The sequence below is a fragment of the Arenibacter echinorum genome, assembly GCF_003259375.1.
Lineage (GTDB): Bacteria > Bacteroidota > Bacteroidia > Flavobacteriales > Flavobacteriaceae > Arenibacter > Arenibacter echinorum.
In genome coordinates this window covers 94,726-112,745 of the sequence record NZ_QLLN01000002.1, presented here as the reverse complement: position 1 = coordinate 112,745, position 18,020 = coordinate 94,726, and the positions used below count along the sequence as shown (strand labels likewise).

The window sequence follows — 18,020 nt, the reverse complement described above, 5'->3', positions numbered from 1 at the left end:
AAATCAAGAATATCTTCGATTAGCCTATTTCTTCTCCTTTTTTATTTTTATTTTAGTAATAGAACAATATTCTTATTTTTTGCATTTGCAAAGGTAGTAATAACTTAAATAATCTAATGCCTCTTTACAAAACAATAACAGTTGAGGATAACGCTAAAGTCTTGATTTGGAAAGTTGAAGAAACGGAATCTCAACTTTCTGAAGGGGTTGTGCTTACCCCGCATTGCCAAAAACGTATGATGGGGATGAAATCGGAATTGCATAGAAGGGGTTTCTTGAGTATAAGACATTTAATGGCGGTTGAGGGCTATGTTGATCATGATTTATTTTACGATGATGCGGGCAAACCTCATTTGACCGATGGCAAATTCATCTCCATTACACATTCCCACGAATTTACAGGAATTATTATTTCGGACACCAAAGAGGTGGGTGTTGATATTGAAATGCAGCGCGATAAGATTCTAAGGATAGCCAACAAGTATACTCCTTTGGAGGAATATAAAACCGTGGCAAATGCGGATGCCCTGGTAAGAAAACTTACTATTGTTTGGGGCGCCAAGGAATCCCTTTACAAGATATATGCCCAACACGGCCTAAGTTTTTTACACCATATAGATATTACGGATTTTTCTTTGTCCGACTCGGAGACTACGGGTACTATTCTATACAAGGGAAAATCCTCTCATTACAATATTATATTTTCGGAGTTCGAGGGATATACCTGTGTGTATGCCATTAAAAATTAGTGGTTCGGAATCTATACGGGCAGCCTTATCCAAGCCGATATTACTACTATACAGTTATGGGTTAAGTTAATTCTCTTGTTTGGGAATAGATGTGATACACCTATCAATTCAAAAGTATTTTTCCTGATAAATCCTAAGATTTATAATGGGAAAAGTTATTTTTGGTCAAGATTACTTTACTAAAGCCTTAAGGAAATCACCAAAAGGAGACCTATTGATTAATGTATGTATCTTCAGGACTTAGGCAGCGGTTGAATGTGGAAAGAAATCTTCATTTGAATTGTTGGAAAGTGGTTTGATAAGTATAAAAAATGTAAAATCTGACCGGAGTAACTATGAGCCCCTTTTTTGATTGGATTTTTGCCCAATACCAAGATATTCCCGTCCATTTGATAATTTTGGAAATGGTAGGGGTATTTTTCGGATTTTTAAGTGTTTGGTACTCCATGCGGGAGAATATACTGGTTTTTCCCACAGGAATCATTAGCACCGGGTTGTTCGTATATATCCTTTTTGTTTTTGGGTTATTGGGAGATATGCTTATCAATGCCTACTATTTCACAATGAGTGTCTACGGATGGTATATTTGGACCAGAAAGGTAGATGAGACCCATTTTATTCCCATAACAACAACGAATGCCAAAGAGAAAAAATGGACAGTTGTTTTATTTGTTGCTACTATTTTATTTGTTGTTTTGGTATATGTGGTATTCGATAAGTTGGATAGCTGGACAGCTTATGTGGATACCTTCACAACTGCCGTTTTCTTTGTTGGCATGTGGCTCATGGCCAAGAAAAAACTTGAAAATTGGGTATATTGGATTATCGGCGATGTAATATCCGTTCCATTATATCTTTATAAAGGACTTATATTTACATCTCTACAATATTTATTGTTCACTATTATTGCCATTTTCGGATACCTTGCATGGAAGAAAAGTTTAAACAAGAGCCCTCAAGTATTGTTAAAGTAGTATTATTTGGTCCGGAATCTACTGGAAAAACAACCTTGTCCCAAGATTTAGCCAAGCATTACAATACCGTTTGGGTGCCAGAATATGCTCGTGAATACCTTCAGGATAAATGGGATAGGGAAGGGAAAACTTGTGAGCCAAAAGATTTATTGCCCATCGCTGAAGGGCAGATCAAATTGGAAAATTCCCTGACCAAAAAGGCCAATGAAGTTTTAATATGCGATACTGATCTTCTGGAGACCAAAGTTTATTCCGAAGCCTACTATTTGGGATATTGTAATCCGGTTTTGGAGGCATACGCGTTACAGAATACTTACGATATCTATTTTCTGACCTATATAGACATTCCTTGGGAAAAAGACGATTTAAGGGATAAACCAAATGACCGTGAACGAATGTTTCTTTATTTCAAGGATACTTTGGAAAAATATAACAGGAATTTTATTATCTTAAAGGGTGATAAAAAAACAAGGCTGACGACGGCCCAGAACTACATTAACCAACTACTAAGAAAATAATGGAATTAACGGAAGCAGACAAAAAACAATTAGAAAAGAAGGGTATTTCTAAAGAAAAAGTTCTTGGTCAAATTGAGACATTTAAGGAGGGTATTCCTTTCGTGAGATTGGAAAAGGCCGCGGTAGTATCCGATGGCATTTCTAAATTTTCCGAGGTAGAGGAACAAAAGTTCATTAAAAAATTTGAGGATGCAATAAAGAAGATTTCACTTCTAAAATTTGTGCCGGCTTCAGGTGCGGCATCCCGAATGTTCAAGGCTATGTTCAATTTCTTGGACACCTATGATCCCAAAGTCGAAAAGTTTGAGGCCTATTTGGATAGGACCAAGGACAAGGATGTTAAAGCCTTTTTTGATGGGTACAAAAATTTTGCCTTTTATGACCTTATTCAAAAACGGATTGCTGGTAAGACAAGCTCCAAGGATGAGGAAAAGTATCTCTTTGTAAAGGAGATGTTATTGTCCGAAGGCTTGGATTTCGGAATTTACCCGAAAGGCCTTTTGCCCTTTCACGACTATGGCAAGCATACCGCCACGCCTTTCGAGGAACATTTAAAGGAGGCTGTTGCCTATGCCCAGGTGAATAACGAGGCAAATTTACATTTTACCATTTCTGAACAGCATGGCGAAATGTTCAACAAGGAATTTAAGACTGCTGGGGAGAGGGTGACAAAGGAGGCTACAACTTCCTTTACGGTAAATTATTCCTTCCAGAAACCCTCCACGGACACTATCGCTGTAACTTTGGACAATAAGCCGTTCAGGAATTCCGATGGTTCCTTATTATTCAGACCAGCCGGTCATGGGTCATTGATAGAGAACCTTAACGAGCAGGATGCGGACATTATTTTTATAAAGAATATAGATAATGTAGTAGTTCCAAGATTTTCCGACGATGTTGCCAGAAGCAAAAAGATATTGGCCGGACTGTTGTTGGAATTACAAAACAAGGCTTTTGAATATGCCAAGTTATTGGATGGTGATAATTTAACTTCCGAATTATTGGAAACTATAAAATCGTTTCTTGAAAAGGATTTAAATGTCCGATTCTCAGATAAATTCGGTGGTTTTAGTATAGGGCAACAAATAGAAATTTTGAAGGATAAGATTAACCGTCCAATTCGTATTTGTGGAATGGTCAAAAATGAAGGCGAACCTGGAGGTGGTCCATTTTGGATAAGGGATGCCCACGATCATATTTCTCTTCAAATTATTGAATCTGCACAAGTGGACATGGATAATCCCGCACAGGTCGATATCTTAAAGAACTCTACCCATTTTAATCCGGTAGATTTGGTCTGTGGGGTTAAAAATTATAAGGGGGAGAAATTTAATTTACTCAATTTTGTAGACGCCAAACAAGGTTTTATCACCCAAAAAACCAAAGAAGGCAAGGATCTAAAGGCTTTGGAGTTACCTGGTCTATGGAACGGTGCCATGGCCTTTTGGAATACTATTTTTGTGGAGGTTCCCTTGGTGACCTTTAATCCTGTAAAAACGGTGAACGACCTACTGAAACCTGCTCATCAGGTAAAATAGATTTGTGGTCAACAAATTGGATTATCTTTGACTTCTGTTGCTAGGTGGATTTTCCATTTCAATCAAATATATCAGGTATTGTACTCAAAAAGTGTATAACTTTTATACACTTTTTGTGGTGCTATACATATTTACACATTCATTATAGATGCTAAAAATATTGTAAATTATTGATTATCAATATATTGAACCTAAAATTGTTCAATTTTATATGTTGGCACAATTTTCCTTCTGTGTCCTGTGAGAAACAAATAGTATTCACACAAAACATTAGAGATATGAAAAATGATATGAAAAGCTTGGTTTTTGCCACAGCGATGGCAATGGGAAGTTTAAGTCCAGTTTTGGCCACCCCTCCTATTTTTCACGATGGAATTATGGAAATAATTATGGCTCAAGATTTTACTGAAATAGACGTTGATCAGTTGCCTGACACAATTACAAAGGCTTTGGAGAAAGATCATGCTGGAGCGGTAATAAACAAGGCGTATGTAAATGAGGAAGCTGAATATAAGTTGGAGGTTACTTTTTCCGATGGAACCAATTCCGAATTATACGCCGATGCTGAAGGCAACTGGATAGACATGTAATACATTGGTAAAGTGAGTTATATGAGTTATTTGAATTAGCAGGGCTACCGTATGGTGGCCCTTATGCGTTTCTATAGGGAAGTGGCTCCCAATGCTATTATTAGTGTTTAGTGGAAGCGGCGTATAAACGTTGTTGTATTTGGTGCTTTACACGGGTTTTTACGTTAGATCTGTTTGTCCCGACTGTGGTCATGGTGTGTAATTTTAACACAATTGAATGCTTTAATACCCATTATTACACAGTTTCAGTATAATAACAAATGTTCTTTAAGTTATTGAAAGTCAAGTAAATGAGGCGTTTTAATGATTTCGGTATTGTTTTTCCATTGGTAATGGTAATAATCATTAAAATTGGAATCATGAGAAAGCTATTTTTTGGAATTGCATTATCAATAACAAGTTTAACCGCCTGTGGACAGGAGAACAAAGTAGTTAAGGGGGCGGTTACGGAGATGAGTGTTGCCCAAGATAAATTCTCCGAAATAGGGGCTGCAGAATTGCCCGAAGCAGTGACCAAGGCAATAGACACATATTATCCTTCGGCGGTAATCAATAAGGCGTATATGAACAATTCCCGACAATTCAGGTTGGATATAATATTGAAGGAAGGGAATAGCGGTACTATATATGCCGATAAGGATGGAGATTGGATAGAAAGATAGGATGTGCTAATTTATGATATTATTGGAATGTCCAATGATAATGGGATTGTTTTAACGATCCCATTTTTTGTTTCTGGTATTTTCTAGGTTGAAGTATGTCACTCACTTGATAGTCTAATCATTTGATTAGCGACTTTACACAATTAATTATTGAGTAATAAGGAATCTGTTTTCGAATATAAAAATTATATAAAGGACAGAGTGTTTAGTTTTTACCCATTAAAAGATTTTAATACCCAAAATTATACAGTTCAATTTTCCATACACATTTCATAACACTCACATTTACAAGTATTTAGATTTAAATATGGCATTGGTTGAATCTTGGTATCATATTTTCAATAGATATAACAAGTTCAACTATTAAAATGAAAATCATGAAAAAATTATTTTTTGTAGCAGTATTATCATTCGGAAGTCTAACCGCATTTGCTCAAGCAGGTGAAGATGTAGCCCTAGAAACTACACAAACTGCAATAGCTCAGGACGACTTCTCGGAAATAGAGACAAGTGATTTGCCAGAAGCGGTTTCAACAGCTGTTTCAACTGACTATCCTTCCGGGGCCATCAGTAAGGCTTATGTAAATAAGCAAGAGCAATATAAGTTGGAAGTAACCTTGGAGGACGGTACTACAGGTACTTTGTATGCCGATAAAGACGGTAATTGGATAGAACTATAATAAAACTTGAATTATTTGTTTTGTATCAAGTTGGTTTGGTAAGAGGGGGATTGTTTATTCAATCCCCCTCTTTTTTTATGAAATTTTTTAAAGGCAACTAACTTTCTTATGGTATTTTTACTATCTATAGTAAATTGTAATAGAAAGGTATGCCCAAACTCCTTATCATTGAAGATGACGCCGCTTTTTGTCAAATGCTTCAAAAGTTTTTGATTAGAAACGGATACGATGTCGACGTTAGTTTTACAGCCCAGGAAGCCAAGACCAAATTCAAGGCAACCACCTATAATCTAGTATTGACAGATTTGCGTCTCCCTAATTATGATGGCCTACAACTGTTATCCGATATCAAGGAGGTAAATCCAAAGACTCAGGTGATTGTGATGACTGGTTATGCTGAGGTTGGTTCTGCCGTGGAGGCCATGAAAAAAGGTGCTTACGACTACATTTCCAAACCTTTTACTCCAGAGGAAATTTTAATGCAGATTAAAAGTGCCTTAAACCAAGAGACCAAGGGGCAATTGGATAGTGAGCCAAAGGAGAGCAATAAGATTGAAAATACTTTAGATGAGCCCCAGGACGATAGGGTTGTCATTGGAATAAGTGAGGCATCCAAAAAACTGCACGAGTATATAAAGCTGGTGGCCCCAACGGACATGTCCGTTTTAATTACCGGGGAAAGCGGGACAGGGAAGGAGGTAACTGCCAGGGCAATACACGATAATAGTAAGCGCAAAGAACACAGTTTTGTAGCTGTGGATTGTGGAGCCATTCCCAAGGAAATAGCAACCAGTGAATTTTTTGGGCATATCAAAGGGAGTTTTACTGGAGCCGTGGAGGATAAGAAAGGTCATTTTGAAGCTGCCAATGGGGGTACCTTATTTTTGGACGAAATAGGGAACCTTTCTTATGAAAACCAGATACAGTTGTTAAGGGCCTTGCAGGAAAGAAAAATTAAAAGAGTAGGCAGCAATAAAGAGATAGAGGTAGATATCCGTATTGTAACGGCCACAAACGAAGATCTTACGGAGGCTGTTGAGAACGGTAGTTTTAGGGAAGACCTTTTTCACAGGATCAACGAATTTTCTGTAGAAATTCCGTCCTTGGACGAACGCTTCGAAGATCTACCACTTTTCGCCGATTTCTTTTTGCGAAAAGCCAACCGATCCTTGGGAAAAAAGGTAGAAGGTTTTTCTGAGGATGTAAAGGATATATTTAAGCAATATCATTGGCCAGGAAATCTACGGGAATTACAGAACGTTATAAAAAGGGCGGTTTTATTGACCAGCGGGGATATGGTGGAGAAAGCGGCCTTGCCCAAAGAAGTATATAGGAGCAAAGAAGGCAACGTTAAAGTCGATAACTTTTCCAAGGCCGATTATGAGAAGGAACAAATAGTAAAGGCCTTAAAACAATCAAATTTTAATAAATCCAAAGCGGCCAAATTGCTGCAGATCACAAGGAAAACGCTATATAACAAAATTAATCACTATAATTTGGACTTGTAGCCAAATACGATTTAATGGCAAGGATTAAAACGGTGGACTTATTTTGAAGATCTCTGTAGGTTTGTTTTAAGATCTTAGGTTCCCATTGGCCAATTTCCAAAATCTCCATTTGTTCTAAAATGGGAACTATTTCCGTACTATTCAATTGACGGAACATGGGAAGCATCCTGTGGGAAACAACATTCACTTTCTTGATGTCCAGATCTTCTACCGCCACTTTCAGTTTTTCCATGTTGGTTTTAGTGTCCGTAATAAAGGTCTGTAGAACCTCGGCGATGCCTTCCTCATCATCTCCCAAAAAGGAGGAAATAACCCCCAACTGGAACAAGTTGGAACCAGAGGAAATGACAGGTTTTGCTTTACTTTCAGGTTCCTCGAGAACTGCTTGGGGGAACAAGTTGGTCAATACTTCCAAGAACATATCTTTGGTAAAGGGTTTCAGGAGGATATCTGAAAAACCTGCTTCAATATACTGCTCTCTTTTTAAATCTTTCCGTCCGGTCATCGCTACTATAGGTTGCCCGGCATAATGCGAATAGGTGCCGTTTTGGAGCTTGCTCAGTACTTCAAAACCCGTAATATCCGGCATTTGTATATCGGTCAAAACCATGTTGTACTCAAGTGTCCCTGTTTTTGAAACGTCATTAAAATTATTATAGGTATGGGCAGAGAGGCCTGAATGTTGACAGACTTCCTTTAGTAGTTTTAGCATGGCAAGGTCATCATCTATAATAAGAAGGGATAACTCAACCTTTGGGCTGATTTCAATTTTCTTGGGAGAATTCAATGGTTTTTTTGATATTTCAAGGGGAATTTTAATCATAAATGAACTTCCCTCATTTTCCTCGCTCTGAAGGCTAATTTCTCCCCCTAAAAGCTCGGTGAGTTTCTTGGAGATAGTAAGGCCCAGTCCATAACCCCCATATTTTTTATCCGTATCCTCCTCCGCTTGGGTAAACTCTTTAAATATGTACTCTTGCTTTTCTTTTTTAATACCGATGCCAGAATCTGTGACCTTTATTACCGCCTGATAGTTTCCATCTGCCTCGCTTATCACCTTGGCTTCAACTTTTATGAAACCTTCATTGGTGAATTTATAGGCATTGCCGATAAGGTTGGTCAAAATTTGTCTTATCCTAAATGGATCTCCCAAAACGGGATTATCCAATTGCCCATCTATTTTTATAACGAGTTCAATGGGTTTTTTCGAGTGTATTTCTTTGAGGTTTTCGGCCGTTTCCCTAATGAGGTTAGAGAGAATAAATACGGTCTTGTCTACCTTGATTTTCCCTGCCTCCAGTTTGGAAAAATCCAATAGATCGTTAACCAAACTATCCACATATTTTGATGCTGATTTTACATGTTTCAAATAGGAGACTTGTTTACCCGTAAGGCCAGTGTTTTCCATAAGTTCGGAATACCCGGTTATGGTATTCAAGGGGGTTCGCAGGTCATGGCTTACGGTAGAAATCAATTGTTCCCGACTTTTTAAAAGGGATTCGGAAAATTTCTTTTCCTTTTCCAACTGCTGTCTGTATAATTGAACCTTCCAATAATCTTTGGTAATCAAAAAAGTAAAAAGTCCCACAATCGCTATACCCAGCAAGCTGGCAAAACCGGCCACCCGTAGGCTTCTTTTTAGGGCAGTTTGCTTTTTTAGGTTGTCGTTATAGGATTTTGCGATTACTTCCTGTTCAAAGGCAGAAATAATACTACGGAGCTGCTGCGAAATTTCCAGATCGGCCCTACTTAATTGCAATTCTTTCTGCGCTACCGAACGCAGGGTTTTGGTATTGCTCTGTTTGGCCTCTGTAAGAAGTGATTTAGATGCTGTTAACACCGAATCTACCCGCTGTGAAACTGCAACCTTGCTGGTGTCTTTGGGGACATTTTCACTCAAATATTCTGCCCATTTTTTTACGATATCCCTAGTATCCGGCGGTAGGTCCAAATAATCGGGGGTAAAGCTTTCAGGTGGTATAATACCCAGGGATTCCTCCATTTTGTTAAGCTTCTTTATGGCATTGTCAATGGAACTGTTGGTTTCATTATTTCTCTTTAATCTTAAAAGTTCATTGCTATTGAATACTTTTTTTTTAAGAAGGCCCTGCACGCTATCCAACATTTCCTTTTGGTAGTCATTAACCGTAAGTAGTTTAAGTGAGTCTATGGTAATAAAGATGGAATCTATCTTTTGGGCGTAGGCCGTAAAACTTTTTGGAGTCTTTTTTTGGAGTGCCAGCTTGGAAAGACTTTCCGCCTCATATAGTTCTGTAAGTAGGGAGCCCGTTTTTAGTAATTTGGCATCGTTTTCCGTTGCCGCGTCGGTTGATACCAATACCTTAATTTCTGAAAATATAAAATAAGCTACTACAAGGGTCAATATCCCGAGCATTAGGTAGCTGAACATTATTTTAAAGGTGAATTTATTCTTTGTCTTGTTCATTAATGATTCCAGTTTTTATGGCTGGTATTCTAATTTACGTATTTCAAGGCCCTCTGGTCTATAAATTATAGTTAATTATTTTAGTGCTTTTTATTATGATATTAGAATGGCCGTACGTAAATTTGCCCTCGTCTCAAAGGGGTGCTTGTTAGGTCAGGCTGAGATTATACCCAAGGAACCTGGGCAGGTAATGCTGCCAAGGGATGCGAAAATCGCGTTTTGGAATTTCCAACGTTTTATTTTCGATACAATATTGTAATCGGAAAAAAACAAAAATCAATTTTTAACAAGAATAATAGCCCCTTTTATTCGTAACAAATGTATTACGGATGAAAACTATGTTCACAACGGTCGCTATCGTCGCGACTACGCTTTTGGCGATTGGCCAAGAGAAACCCAAAGATTCTTTGGAAGGAAAAGAAATTGCCTTGGATGAGGTATTGGTATCCGCTGTTAGGGTAACCAAGCAATCTCCGGTAACTTTCACCAACCTGACCAAGGAACAGATCAAACCCAGAAATTTGGGACAGGATATTCCTATTCTAATGAATTTTCTGCCAGCTGTGGTTACCACTTCAGATGCCGGGGCCGGTGTCGGCTACACAGGTATCCGAGTTCGTGGTAGTGATGGTACACGGGTAAACGTTACCATTAATGGTATTCCCTACAACGATGCGGAATCACATGGTTCTTTTTGGGTAAACATGCCCGACTTCGCCTCTTCCACAGAAAGTCTGCAACTACAACGTGGAGTGGGAACATCAACAAATGGATCAGGAGCCTTTGGAGCCAGTTTAAACTTGTTGACCGATGCCATTTCGGAAGAGGCCTTTGGTCAGGTTTCGTCTTCCATAGGCAGCTTTGGCACACTTAGAAATAATTTAAAATTTAGCACCGGCCTATTGAACGATCATGTTGAAATTGCCGGACGTTTGTCCAGAATAACCTCGGACGGTTACATTGATAGAGCTTCTTCCGAATTGGATTCCTATTTTTTGCAAGGGTCCTATGTGGATGACAATACCTTGGTTAAAGCATTGTTGTTCGGCGGGCACGAAATTACCTATCAGGCCTGGAACGGTATAGATGCCGAAACTTTGGAGTCTGACAGAACCTTTAATTCCGCCGGAATCTTTACCGATGAAAATGGTAATACCCGGTTTTATGACCACGAAGAGGATAATTATAGACAAAACCATTTTCAATTGCATTGGAACGAACAAATTGCAGATAATTGGAATACCAATCTGGCATTCCATTTTACCAAGGGAAGGGGTTTTTTTGAGCAGTATAGGGAAAACGATGACTTTAGTACCTATGGAATTGAGCCTATAATGGTTGAGGGGGAAGAAGTGGATAATACGGATCTAATACGAAGACGCTGGCTGGTCAATGATTTTTATGGAACCACTTTTTCTGCAACTTATGACAAAGAGAGTTTGAATTTAATTCTTGGAGGAGGTTGGAACAAATATGAAGGAAGCCATTTTGGGGAAATTATTTGGGCCCGTTTTTCCAACAATAAGGATTATGAAGACAGATATTATGATGACAGTTCCACCAAAACAGACCTAAATCTTTTTGCCAAGGCCAATTATAAGTTTAGCGACCAATGGAGTGCTTATGGGGATTTACAGTTTAGGACCATAGGCTATACGGCCAATGGCGAAGACACTGGCCTTGTAGATGACACCTTTAATTTTTTCAATCCCAAGGTAGGTGTTACCTATGATCTAAACATGAATAATAATTTTTACCTCTCTTATGCCAGGGCCAATCGTGAACCTAACAGAAACGATTATGAAAGCGGTAGCCCCAAGCCTGAGAAGTTGAACGATTATGAGTTGGGATGGCGCTATGTTTCCCCAGATGTACAGCTGAATACCAATGTGTATTATATGGGATATAAGGATCAATTGGTTCTCACTGGCGAGCTAAATGATGTTGGAGCTCCCTTACGTGCCAATGTTGGAGATAGTTACCGCTTAGGTTTGGAAGTGGATGCTACCATAGCCTTGGGGAATCAATTTAAAATACGTCCCAATGTGGCATTGAGCAGTAACAGAAACAGGGATTTTGTATTTCAGCGGGATGGTGATCTACAAGAACTTGGGGATACCCATATTTCCTTTTCGCCCTATATTATTGTAGGAAATGTTTTAACCTATCAACCTAAGGAAAATCTTCAATTTAGCTTGTTGACCAAGTTTGTTGGAGAGCAATATATGGGTAATATAGATTCTGAAGGGTCCAAGTTGGATTCGTATTCGCAGACCGATTTTAATGTGCAGTATGAAATCAATACCAACGGTTTTGTTAAGAACATTGTTTTATCTGGACTGGTCAATAATATATTCGATTCCTTAAATGTGTCCAATGGATATTTTTATACTTATGATGATGATTATTCTGTGCCTGGAACCGTTACCACTTATGAAGGAGCTGGTTACTATCCGCAGGCAGGGATTAATTTTCTCTTAGGGGCATCCATAGGTTTTTAAGTACACCTTACCGCTTTATTCGGAAATTAAAAACCCCGATGTTGGCCTATACAGCTAACATCGGGGTTTATTCTTTTTAAATGTTTCTCCCTATAATTGATTTTAGCAATTCAAGAGAATCCATACTTAGGTTGGAGGATTATACATTTTCCGGAACTATATATGGATATCTGTACTTTCTGGTAAGCATTAGATCAGCTTCTTCATTGTTTATAAATTTTTCGAACTCCCCATTAAATTTTAAGGTTTCTCCCACCCTCAAGGCAATATTTGCTATCAATGGCAGGACGGTGGACATATGTCCTGTCTCTATATCGCAATTTAAATCATGACGGTTTCCTGAGCGTACCCCGTCTATAAAATTCCCATAATGTCCTTTGCTATCAGGGGCGGTCAAAAAGGAGGTGTCACCCCCAACGGCAGCACTACCGGCCATTTCAGAACCTGCAAAAGGTTCGGTTTCCTTGCCCTTGTATGCTTTCCAGGTAGAGCCGTTTACTTCCATCCACCCTTCTGTTCCGTAAAACATATTACCAATTTTGACTCCTAAATTGGCCTCATGGTTGGTATATCTGCCCCTGGTTTCAAATTCCAATATTTTTCCATCCCCATACTCAAATACGGAGGTTTGGGTGTTTGGAGTTTCTTGTGAACATTCCTGTGGTGTAAACCCAAAAATACCTCCCATAGACTGTACCTTTACCGGATGTACTTTCTTGTTGAGTCCCCACCGGGCTATATCAAATTGATGTGGCCCTTGGTTGCCTGTGTCACCATTGCCGGTATCCCAGTGCCAATGCCAATTATAGTGCCCCTTTTTTTCATTGTAAGGCCTATAGGCGGCCGGACCCAGCCAAAGATCATAGTTCAAGGTTGAAGGTGAAACACTATCGGGAGAAATTCCAAAGGAATCCCTAGGTTTAAAACATGTGCCTCGGGATAAAAATACTTCTCCAATACCACCACGATGTAGAAAATCCATTGCCTGCATCACATTGCTAATAGATCGGTTTTGGAACCCTACCTGGACTACCCGATTATATTTTCGGGCTGCCTCTACCATTTTTCTTCCTTCCCATACATTATGGGAACTAGGTTTTTCAACATATACATGTTTTCCTGCCTGGCAGGCCCAGATGGTGGCCAGTGCATGCCAATGATTGGGAACAGCCACGATTACGGCGTCTATTTCCTTGTCCTCAAAAACACGGCGCATATCTTCTTCGGTTCCTGGTTTGTTACCTTTTTGGTTTTTGGTAGCCGTTTTTACATTGTCGCCCAAAACGGCAGAATCAACATCGCAAACAGTTTTAATTCTCACGCCATTATCGTACATCTCGGAAAAATTTTCCAACAAATCACTACCACGACCCCTAACGCCAATAGATCCCAAGACCACACGGTCATTGGCACCCATAATGTTCCCGTAAGATTTAGCGGAAAAGGCAGATGCACCAACAACAACGCCGGTACTGGCAAGGGTAGTTTTTTTAATAAAGTCTCTTCTGTTGTCCATAATTATGTTTTATTAATGGTATTGATGATTATTTTATCCATATGCCTTGCAGCAATTTATTGCGCTGAAAATTTGTTAAATTCTGCATCAAGCTCAGCCTTTTCCAAATTCTTACTGGCGACTATAATCCGATGTTTAAAGGTTACATCCTCCCCTTTGTCCAGGCTTAGGTTTAAGGTTTCCTTTCCATCACTAAAAACTTCCTGCCCTAGGGGATTGGCAGCAAAAAGGCCATAGCCACGGGTATGCCAATAGGTGGGATAGCCGGCATTTGAAGTATGGTCTAAGATTGCCAGGGAGATTTTTTCATCGCCAATGTTGGATCTTAAATTTACCCAATTGGATCTTTTTCCCCAACAGTCGTCCCCTTCAATATTTTCGCTATTAATGTAATTTCCATTTACACCTTCATTGTTTAGGACAGGGACACCTGTAGGGATTCCATTGGAATCGGTAAAAATATCGGGCTTGTCAGAAGGGTGCTCCAATTCGCGTGTAACCCGTATGCCTAGGACTCCTTCCTTGTTGTCCTTAAAAATTACTTTTTCATTGGGAGCAGAAAGGTTGGTGATGCGATCTATAGAATATTCATCGTGAGCGCCTCTAAAAATAAAAGTGGTGTTTTCTTTTAGCAATACCTTTCCTTCGTTAGAAACCCAATCCATGGCCACCTTTAGCCTTGCTTCCTCATTACCGTCTTCCATGCCCAGTATTTCCTTATGAAGAATGGTACCGTAACTACCTCTCTTTTCTACTTTTATGGAATCGGAATTGTTCCAAAAATCCAATCCGTTAACATCACCGTAATTAAACCAAACCCCTACGTGATGCGGATGGTCCACCCTTTCACCTACAGACGGCTCCAGGGGATATTTTCTAGTAATTTTAGTTCCCTTAGGGGTGATTAGAGGGTATAGTACGGGTTTTTTAATGTTGGTAGGGTAGATGTAGGAAGTAAATAGATTGCCATCTATAAATACATCCACCTTTTTTTCTTGGTCGTTACGGACCAGTTTTATTCTTTTTTCTAACTTGGGTTGAATGTCGGTCTCAGCCGTTTTATCAGATTTGGCCTGCTTGCATGATACCATAAAGAGTAAGGCTATAAGACTGCTTAAACCAGATTTAAGAAGTAAAGTTGGTGTGTTCATTTTTGTTGATCGATATTGAATTAGATTAATTTGTTCCAAGAGCAAATAGTTCCACTACATTTTTCCAATTTTGATGTTTCGGAAGCTGGCGGTCATCTCAGTATTTGGGTGTAGTTGCAATCCTATGGGTCCCGTTTTAACATAACTGTCGGAGGTGTAACTCATAACATGTTTGTTGTTGAGCCAAACTTCATAATAGCCTGCAATGGCTATCACTTTTATGGTATTCCAGTCGTTGGGCTTTAGAATTTCCTTGACGTTTTGGGCTTCTACGGGATATTTTTTTCCTACAATATAGGGGGAGCCGGTCATATCACGCTTTAAGGAGCCCGAAATCCCCATTTGTATCTGTTCCTTGTCATTTCTAAGAAAAATTCCAGTATCTACCGTTCCTTCGTCATATCTGAAGTCGGTTTCTATTACAAAATCGGTATATTCCTTGTCGGTCCATAAAATAGATCCCTTTTTATCAGGACCACTTTTGGCACGTAATATTCCATTTTCTACGGACCACCATATGTTGTTTTCAGGAGCAACCCACCCTTTGAGATTTTTTCCGTTAAAAACACTTTTAAGCACTGGGTCTTGTGCAAACATGTTTAACGTAATAAAATTCACTATCAGAAACGTACAAATAATTTTTGCTTTCATTTAATTAAGGTTTTAACGGTGATACTATAAATTGGAATGTGGTCTATGATTAACAAAGCAGTTCTTCTTAAATTATTAAGCATTACATTAAAGTATTCTTAATGCCACACCGTTTTTTTATAAAACTATTTAAAAACTATGTCATTTTCCAATTTTATCTGCCAAAATTTAGAGGAAACTTAAGTATTGGTAAAATACCATTAAGTAGAGTTAAGAATTGTGCAGTTGATTATGGCCTGTCAAGATGAAATACCAAGCGCTATACTGCATATCAGATAATTGAGTTTGCATTTTTCAAGCGTCAATTGGAAAATTATTTTATTCGATTTTAACTTTCCCAATTTGGGTAATTTCTCATAGCATAATGAAGAATCCTCGATTTTGCGGTGATTAATTCATATTTTAACCGTTATTTTTGTGACTTAAGTAGATGACCAAAACCTATAAATTTTTAGATAATGAACAATACTAGTTACACGAAACCAATGCGATGGGGAATAATTGGTTGTGGAGCGGTTACTGAGATAAAAAGTGGACCGCCTTATCAACAAACTAAGGATTTTCAGTTGATTGCCGTTATGCGCAGGGATGAAGAAAAGGCGGAGGACTATGCCAAAAGACACGGTGTCCATAAATTTTATTCCAAAGCTGAGGATTTGATCGGGGATCCAGAAGTAGATGCAGTGTACATTGCCACGCCCCCGGACACCCATAAACATTATGCCTTAATGGTAGCCGAGGCCGGCAAGCCTTGTTGTGTGGAGAAACCCATGGCGCCAAGCTATGCAGACAGCTTGGAGATATACAATGTTTTTAAAGAAAGAAAATTGCCTCTTTTTGTGGCTTATTATAGGCGCTCTTTGCCCAGGTTTCTAAAAATAAAGGAATGGCTGGACAATGGTGAGATTGGGGATGTAAGACATATCCGATGGCATCTGTCTAAACCACCAAGTACTGAAGATCTTGAAAAAACATACAATTGGAGGACCGATGGTGAAATTGCACCTGGGGGTTATTTTGATGATCTGGCCAGCCATGGGTTGGATTTGTTTTCGTTTTATCTTGGGGATATTGAAAATGCCTTTGGAGTTAGCACCAATCAACAAAAATTATATACCGCAAAAGATGCCATTGCTGCTTGTTGGATCTACAAAAACGGAGTTACTGGGGAAGGCAGTTGGAATTTTGGTACCTCGGAAAGGGTAGATATGGTGGAGATTATTGGCAGTACTGGTAAAATATCCTTTCCAGTGTTTGATGAAGGGGATATTACCCTGAGCAATGAAAATGGTACTCAAAATCTCTTTATTGAGCACCCTAAGCACGTGCAGCAGTTTCATGTGGAAAACTTACGGGCGCATTTGTTGGAAAACAGGGAGCATCCTTCAACTGGAAAGTCGGGATTGCATACTAGTTGGATAATGGACAAAATCTTAGGTCAGATGTAAGGGGCGTTAATTGGAAATGATCACGGAATTGCCACTATAGGTGGCACGGTAAAATAGTAGGTCGTGATAACTCTTGCCGTCGTCCGGTCTGTTCATTAGTTGCCCGGTAAACAAATTGTATTCATAACCTTCACAGGAGCAGGTGACCAATTGTCCATTTAATGACATTGTGGAACAGTCATTTGGGGCATGATTGGGGCAGCTGGCTTCCCAGGCCATATAGGAATTAAATCCGGTATTGATGACAAATGCACCTCGGGTACCTACTGCGGCGTTACCCACATATACGGCGCTACCTGTATTGGTCAACGGGCTGTAAAGAGGTAAATTCAAATTTAGATCAAACCTAAAGCTAATTTCCTGTAGGTAAGGATTTCTATTGGTGGAGTTCTTGTCGCAGGACAATAAAAAAAAGAAAAATAATAATCCCAATATGCGTGTCATACCACCGTGCCTATTTAAATAACTTAGACAAAATTGAACAAAATTTATGTATATTTGTCTTAAATCCTCTTTAAAAAAAGAGGATTTTCCTATTTATTTAATGTAGAACTTATGAGTAAGGTATCTTATTATACACCAGAGGGGCTAAAAAAATTGAGAGATGAACTTAATTATCTTAAGGATGTTGAGCGTCCAAAAGCTTCGCAAGCAATTGGTGAGGCCAGGGATAAAGGGGATTTGTCGGAAAATGCCGAATATGATGCCGCAAAAGAGGCACAAGGTTTGTTGGAGATGAAAATTTCCAAGATGGAAGAGACTTTGGCCAATGCAAGGTTAATAGATGAATCACAACTGGATACCTCCAAAGTGTTAGTCCTGTCTACCGTTAAACTGAAGAACATGAATAATGGGATGGAAATGAAATATACCCTTGTAGCAGAAAGTGAAGCTGATCTGAAGACGGGTAAAATTTCTGTGAGTTCGCCCATAGGTAAGGGACTGTTGGGTAAAAAAGTAGGGGATACTGCTGAAATCACCGTTCCCAATGGAACTTTGAAATTTGAAATTTTGGAAATCTCCAGATAGAACATTTTAAAAAATATGATAGGGCCTCATTTGATTTATTCAATTGAGGTCTTTATTTT

General features: G+C 38.9%; 16 protein-coding genes. 11 read left to right on the top strand and 5 right to left on the bottom strand.

The annotated features are described in order from the left end of the window. The first annotated feature begins 116 nt into the window (after window positions 1-116). From LV92_RS04405 to LV92_RS04365, 8 genes are all read left to right on the top strand, one after another. The gene (locus tag LV92_RS04405; RefSeq protein ID WP_111622448.1) at window positions 117-749 is read left to right on the top strand and encodes a 4'-phosphopantetheinyl transferase family protein; all 633 of its coding nucleotides are present in this window, start codon (window positions 117-119) and stop codon (window positions 747-749) included. A gap of 335 nt (window positions 750-1,084) precedes the next feature. Continuing rightward, on the top strand, window positions 1,085-1,723 hold the full coding sequence (pnuC, locus tag LV92_RS04400; RefSeq protein WP_111622447.1) for a nicotinamide riboside transporter PnuC: 639 nt from the start codon (window positions 1,085-1,087) through the stop codon (window positions 1,721-1,723). After that, window positions 1,678-2,241, top strand: coding sequence for an AAA family ATPase (locus LV92_RS04395; RefSeq protein ID WP_111622446.1), 564 nt, complete (start codon window positions 1,678-1,680; stop codon window positions 2,239-2,241). The genes pnuC and LV92_RS04395 overlap by 46 nt, the downstream gene beginning before the upstream one ends. Continuing rightward, window positions 2,241-3,779: a DUF4301 family protein gene (locus LV92_RS04390; protein WP_111622445.1), complete on the top strand. Its 1,539-nt coding sequence runs from the start codon at window positions 2,241-2,243 to the stop codon at window positions 3,777-3,779. Before LV92_RS04395 ends, LV92_RS04390 begins: the two co-directional genes overlap by 1 nt. Before the next feature lie 278 nt (window positions 3,780-4,057). Beyond that, window positions 4,058-4,369: a hypothetical protein gene (locus tag LV92_RS04385; RefSeq protein WP_245946258.1), complete on the top strand. Its 312-nt coding sequence runs from the start codon at window positions 4,058-4,060 to the stop codon at window positions 4,367-4,369. Window positions 4,370-4,728: 359 nt separating this feature from the next. After that, on the top strand, window positions 4,729-5,031 hold the full coding sequence (locus LV92_RS04380) for a hypothetical protein (protein WP_146613510.1): 303 nt from the start codon (window positions 4,729-4,731) through the stop codon (window positions 5,029-5,031). A gap of 377 nt (window positions 5,032-5,408) precedes the next feature. Continuing rightward, window positions 5,409-5,711, top strand: coding sequence for a hypothetical protein (locus LV92_RS04370; protein WP_111622955.1), 303 nt, complete (start codon window positions 5,409-5,411; stop codon window positions 5,709-5,711). A gap of 149 nt (window positions 5,712-5,860) precedes the next feature. Then, complete coding sequence (locus LV92_RS04365; RefSeq protein WP_111622443.1) at window positions 5,861-7,219, top strand: sigma-54-dependent transcriptional regulator; 1,359 nt, start codon at window positions 5,861-5,863, stop codon at window positions 7,217-7,219. Here the strand turns inward: LV92_RS04365 and LV92_RS04360 are convergent. Continuing rightward, on the bottom strand, window positions 7,194-9,665 hold the full coding sequence (locus LV92_RS04360) for a hybrid sensor histidine kinase/response regulator (protein WP_111622442.1): 2,472 nt from the start codon (window positions 9,663-9,665) through the stop codon (window positions 7,194-7,196). The genes LV92_RS04365 and LV92_RS04360 overlap by 26 nt on opposite strands. 329 nt (window positions 9,666-9,994) lie before the next feature. On the opposite strand from LV92_RS04360, the gene LV92_RS04355 reads away from it, so the two are divergent. Further along, a complete protein-coding gene (locus LV92_RS04355) occupies window positions 9,995-12,166 on the top strand; it encodes a TonB-dependent receptor (protein ID WP_111622441.1) in 2,172 nt (723 codons plus the stop codon). Between the two features lie 139 nt (window positions 12,167-12,305). On the opposite strand, the gene LV92_RS04350 is transcribed toward LV92_RS04355, so the two are convergent. The 3 genes from LV92_RS04350 to LV92_RS04340 are packed head-to-tail and all read right to left on the bottom strand — an operon-like array spanning window position 12,306 to window position 15,484. After that, window positions 12,306-13,682, bottom strand: a complete 1,377-nt coding sequence (locus LV92_RS04350) for a Gfo/Idh/MocA family protein (protein ID WP_111622440.1) — start codon at window positions 13,680-13,682, stop codon at window positions 12,306-12,308. Between the two features lie 56 nt (window positions 13,683-13,738). Further along, complete coding sequence (locus tag LV92_RS04345; RefSeq protein ID WP_211322932.1) at window positions 13,739-14,833, bottom strand: DUF6807 domain-containing protein; 1,095 nt, start codon at window positions 14,831-14,833, stop codon at window positions 13,739-13,741. Window positions 14,834-14,887: 54 nt separating this feature from the next. After that, window positions 14,888-15,484, bottom strand: a complete 597-nt coding sequence (locus LV92_RS04340) for a 3-keto-disaccharide hydrolase (protein WP_111622438.1) — start codon at window positions 15,482-15,484, stop codon at window positions 14,888-14,890. 458 nt (window positions 15,485-15,942) lie between these two features. Between LV92_RS04340 and LV92_RS04335 the strand changes: the two genes are divergently transcribed. Next, window positions 15,943-16,932 carry a Gfo/Idh/MocA family protein gene (locus LV92_RS04335; RefSeq protein ID WP_245946256.1) on the top strand — a complete coding sequence of 330 codons (990 nt, stop codon included), beginning with the start codon at window positions 15,943-15,945 and terminating at the stop codon, window positions 16,930-16,932. Between the two features lie 6 nt (window positions 16,933-16,938). Here the strand turns inward: LV92_RS04335 and LV92_RS04330 are convergent, their stop codons facing one another. Next, entirely contained in the window at window positions 16,939-17,376 is a 438-nt protein-coding gene (locus LV92_RS04330; protein ID WP_111622436.1) for a Rieske (2Fe-2S) protein, read from the bottom strand. Window positions 17,377-17,487: 111 nt separating this feature from the next. On the opposite strand from LV92_RS04330, the gene greA reads away from it, so the two are divergent. Next, complete coding sequence (greA, locus tag LV92_RS04325; RefSeq protein WP_111622435.1) at window positions 17,488-17,961, top strand: transcription elongation factor GreA; 474 nt, start codon at window positions 17,488-17,490, stop codon at window positions 17,959-17,961. Window positions 17,962-18,020 lie beyond the last annotated feature (59 nt).

Bases quoted from the DNA above. Each gene is read 5' to 3' on its own strand.
- LV92_RS04365 (WP_111622443.1), top strand. From the start codon at position 5,861: ATGCCCAAACTCCTTATCATTGAAGATGACGCCGCTTTTTGTCAAATG.
- LV92_RS04370 (WP_111622955.1), top strand. From the start codon at position 5,409: ATGAAAAAATTATTTTTTGTAGCAGTATTATCATTCGGAAGTCTAACC.
- LV92_RS04380 (WP_146613510.1), top strand. From the start codon at position 4,729: ATGAGAAAGCTATTTTTTGGAATTGCATTATCAATAACAAGTTTAACC.
- LV92_RS04330 (WP_111622436.1), bottom strand. From the start codon at position 17,376: ATGACACGCATATTGGGATTATTATTTTTCTTTTTTTTATTGTCCTGC.
- LV92_RS04355 (WP_111622441.1), top strand. From the start codon at position 9,995: ATGAAAACTATGTTCACAACGGTCGCTATCGTCGCGACTACGCTTTTG.
- LV92_RS04390 (WP_111622445.1), top strand. From the start codon at position 2,241: ATGGAATTAACGGAAGCAGACAAAAAACAATTAGAAAAGAAGGGTATT.
- LV92_RS04395 (WP_111622446.1), top strand. From the start codon at position 1,678: ATGGAAGAAAAGTTTAAACAAGAGCCCTCAAGTATTGTTAAAGTAGTA.
- LV92_RS04345 (WP_211322932.1), bottom strand. From the start codon at position 14,833: ATGAACACACCAACTTTACTTCTTAAATCTGGTTTAAGCAGTCTTATA.
- LV92_RS04360 (WP_111622442.1), bottom strand. From the start codon at position 9,665: ATGAACAAGACAAAGAATAAATTCACCTTTAAAATAATGTTCAGCTAC.
- pnuC (WP_111622447.1), top strand. From the start codon at position 1,085: ATGAGCCCCTTTTTTGATTGGATTTTTGCCCAATACCAAGATATTCCC.
- LV92_RS04405 (WP_111622448.1), top strand. From the start codon at position 117: ATGCCTCTTTACAAAACAATAACAGTTGAGGATAACGCTAAAGTCTTG.
- LV92_RS04340 (WP_111622438.1), bottom strand. From the start codon at position 15,484: ATGAAAGCAAAAATTATTTGTACGTTTCTGATAGTGAATTTTATTACG.
- greA (WP_111622435.1), top strand. From the start codon at position 17,488: ATGAGTAAGGTATCTTATTATACACCAGAGGGGCTAAAAAAATTGAGA.
- LV92_RS04335 (WP_245946256.1), top strand. From the start codon at position 15,943: ATGAACAATACTAGTTACACGAAACCAATGCGATGGGGAATAATTGGT.
- LV92_RS04350 (WP_111622440.1), bottom strand. From the start codon at position 13,682: ATGGACAACAGAAGAGACTTTATTAAAAAAACTACCCTTGCCAGTACC.
- LV92_RS04385 (WP_245946258.1), top strand. From the start codon at position 4,058: ATGAAAAATGATATGAAAAGCTTGGTTTTTGCCACAGCGATGGCAATG.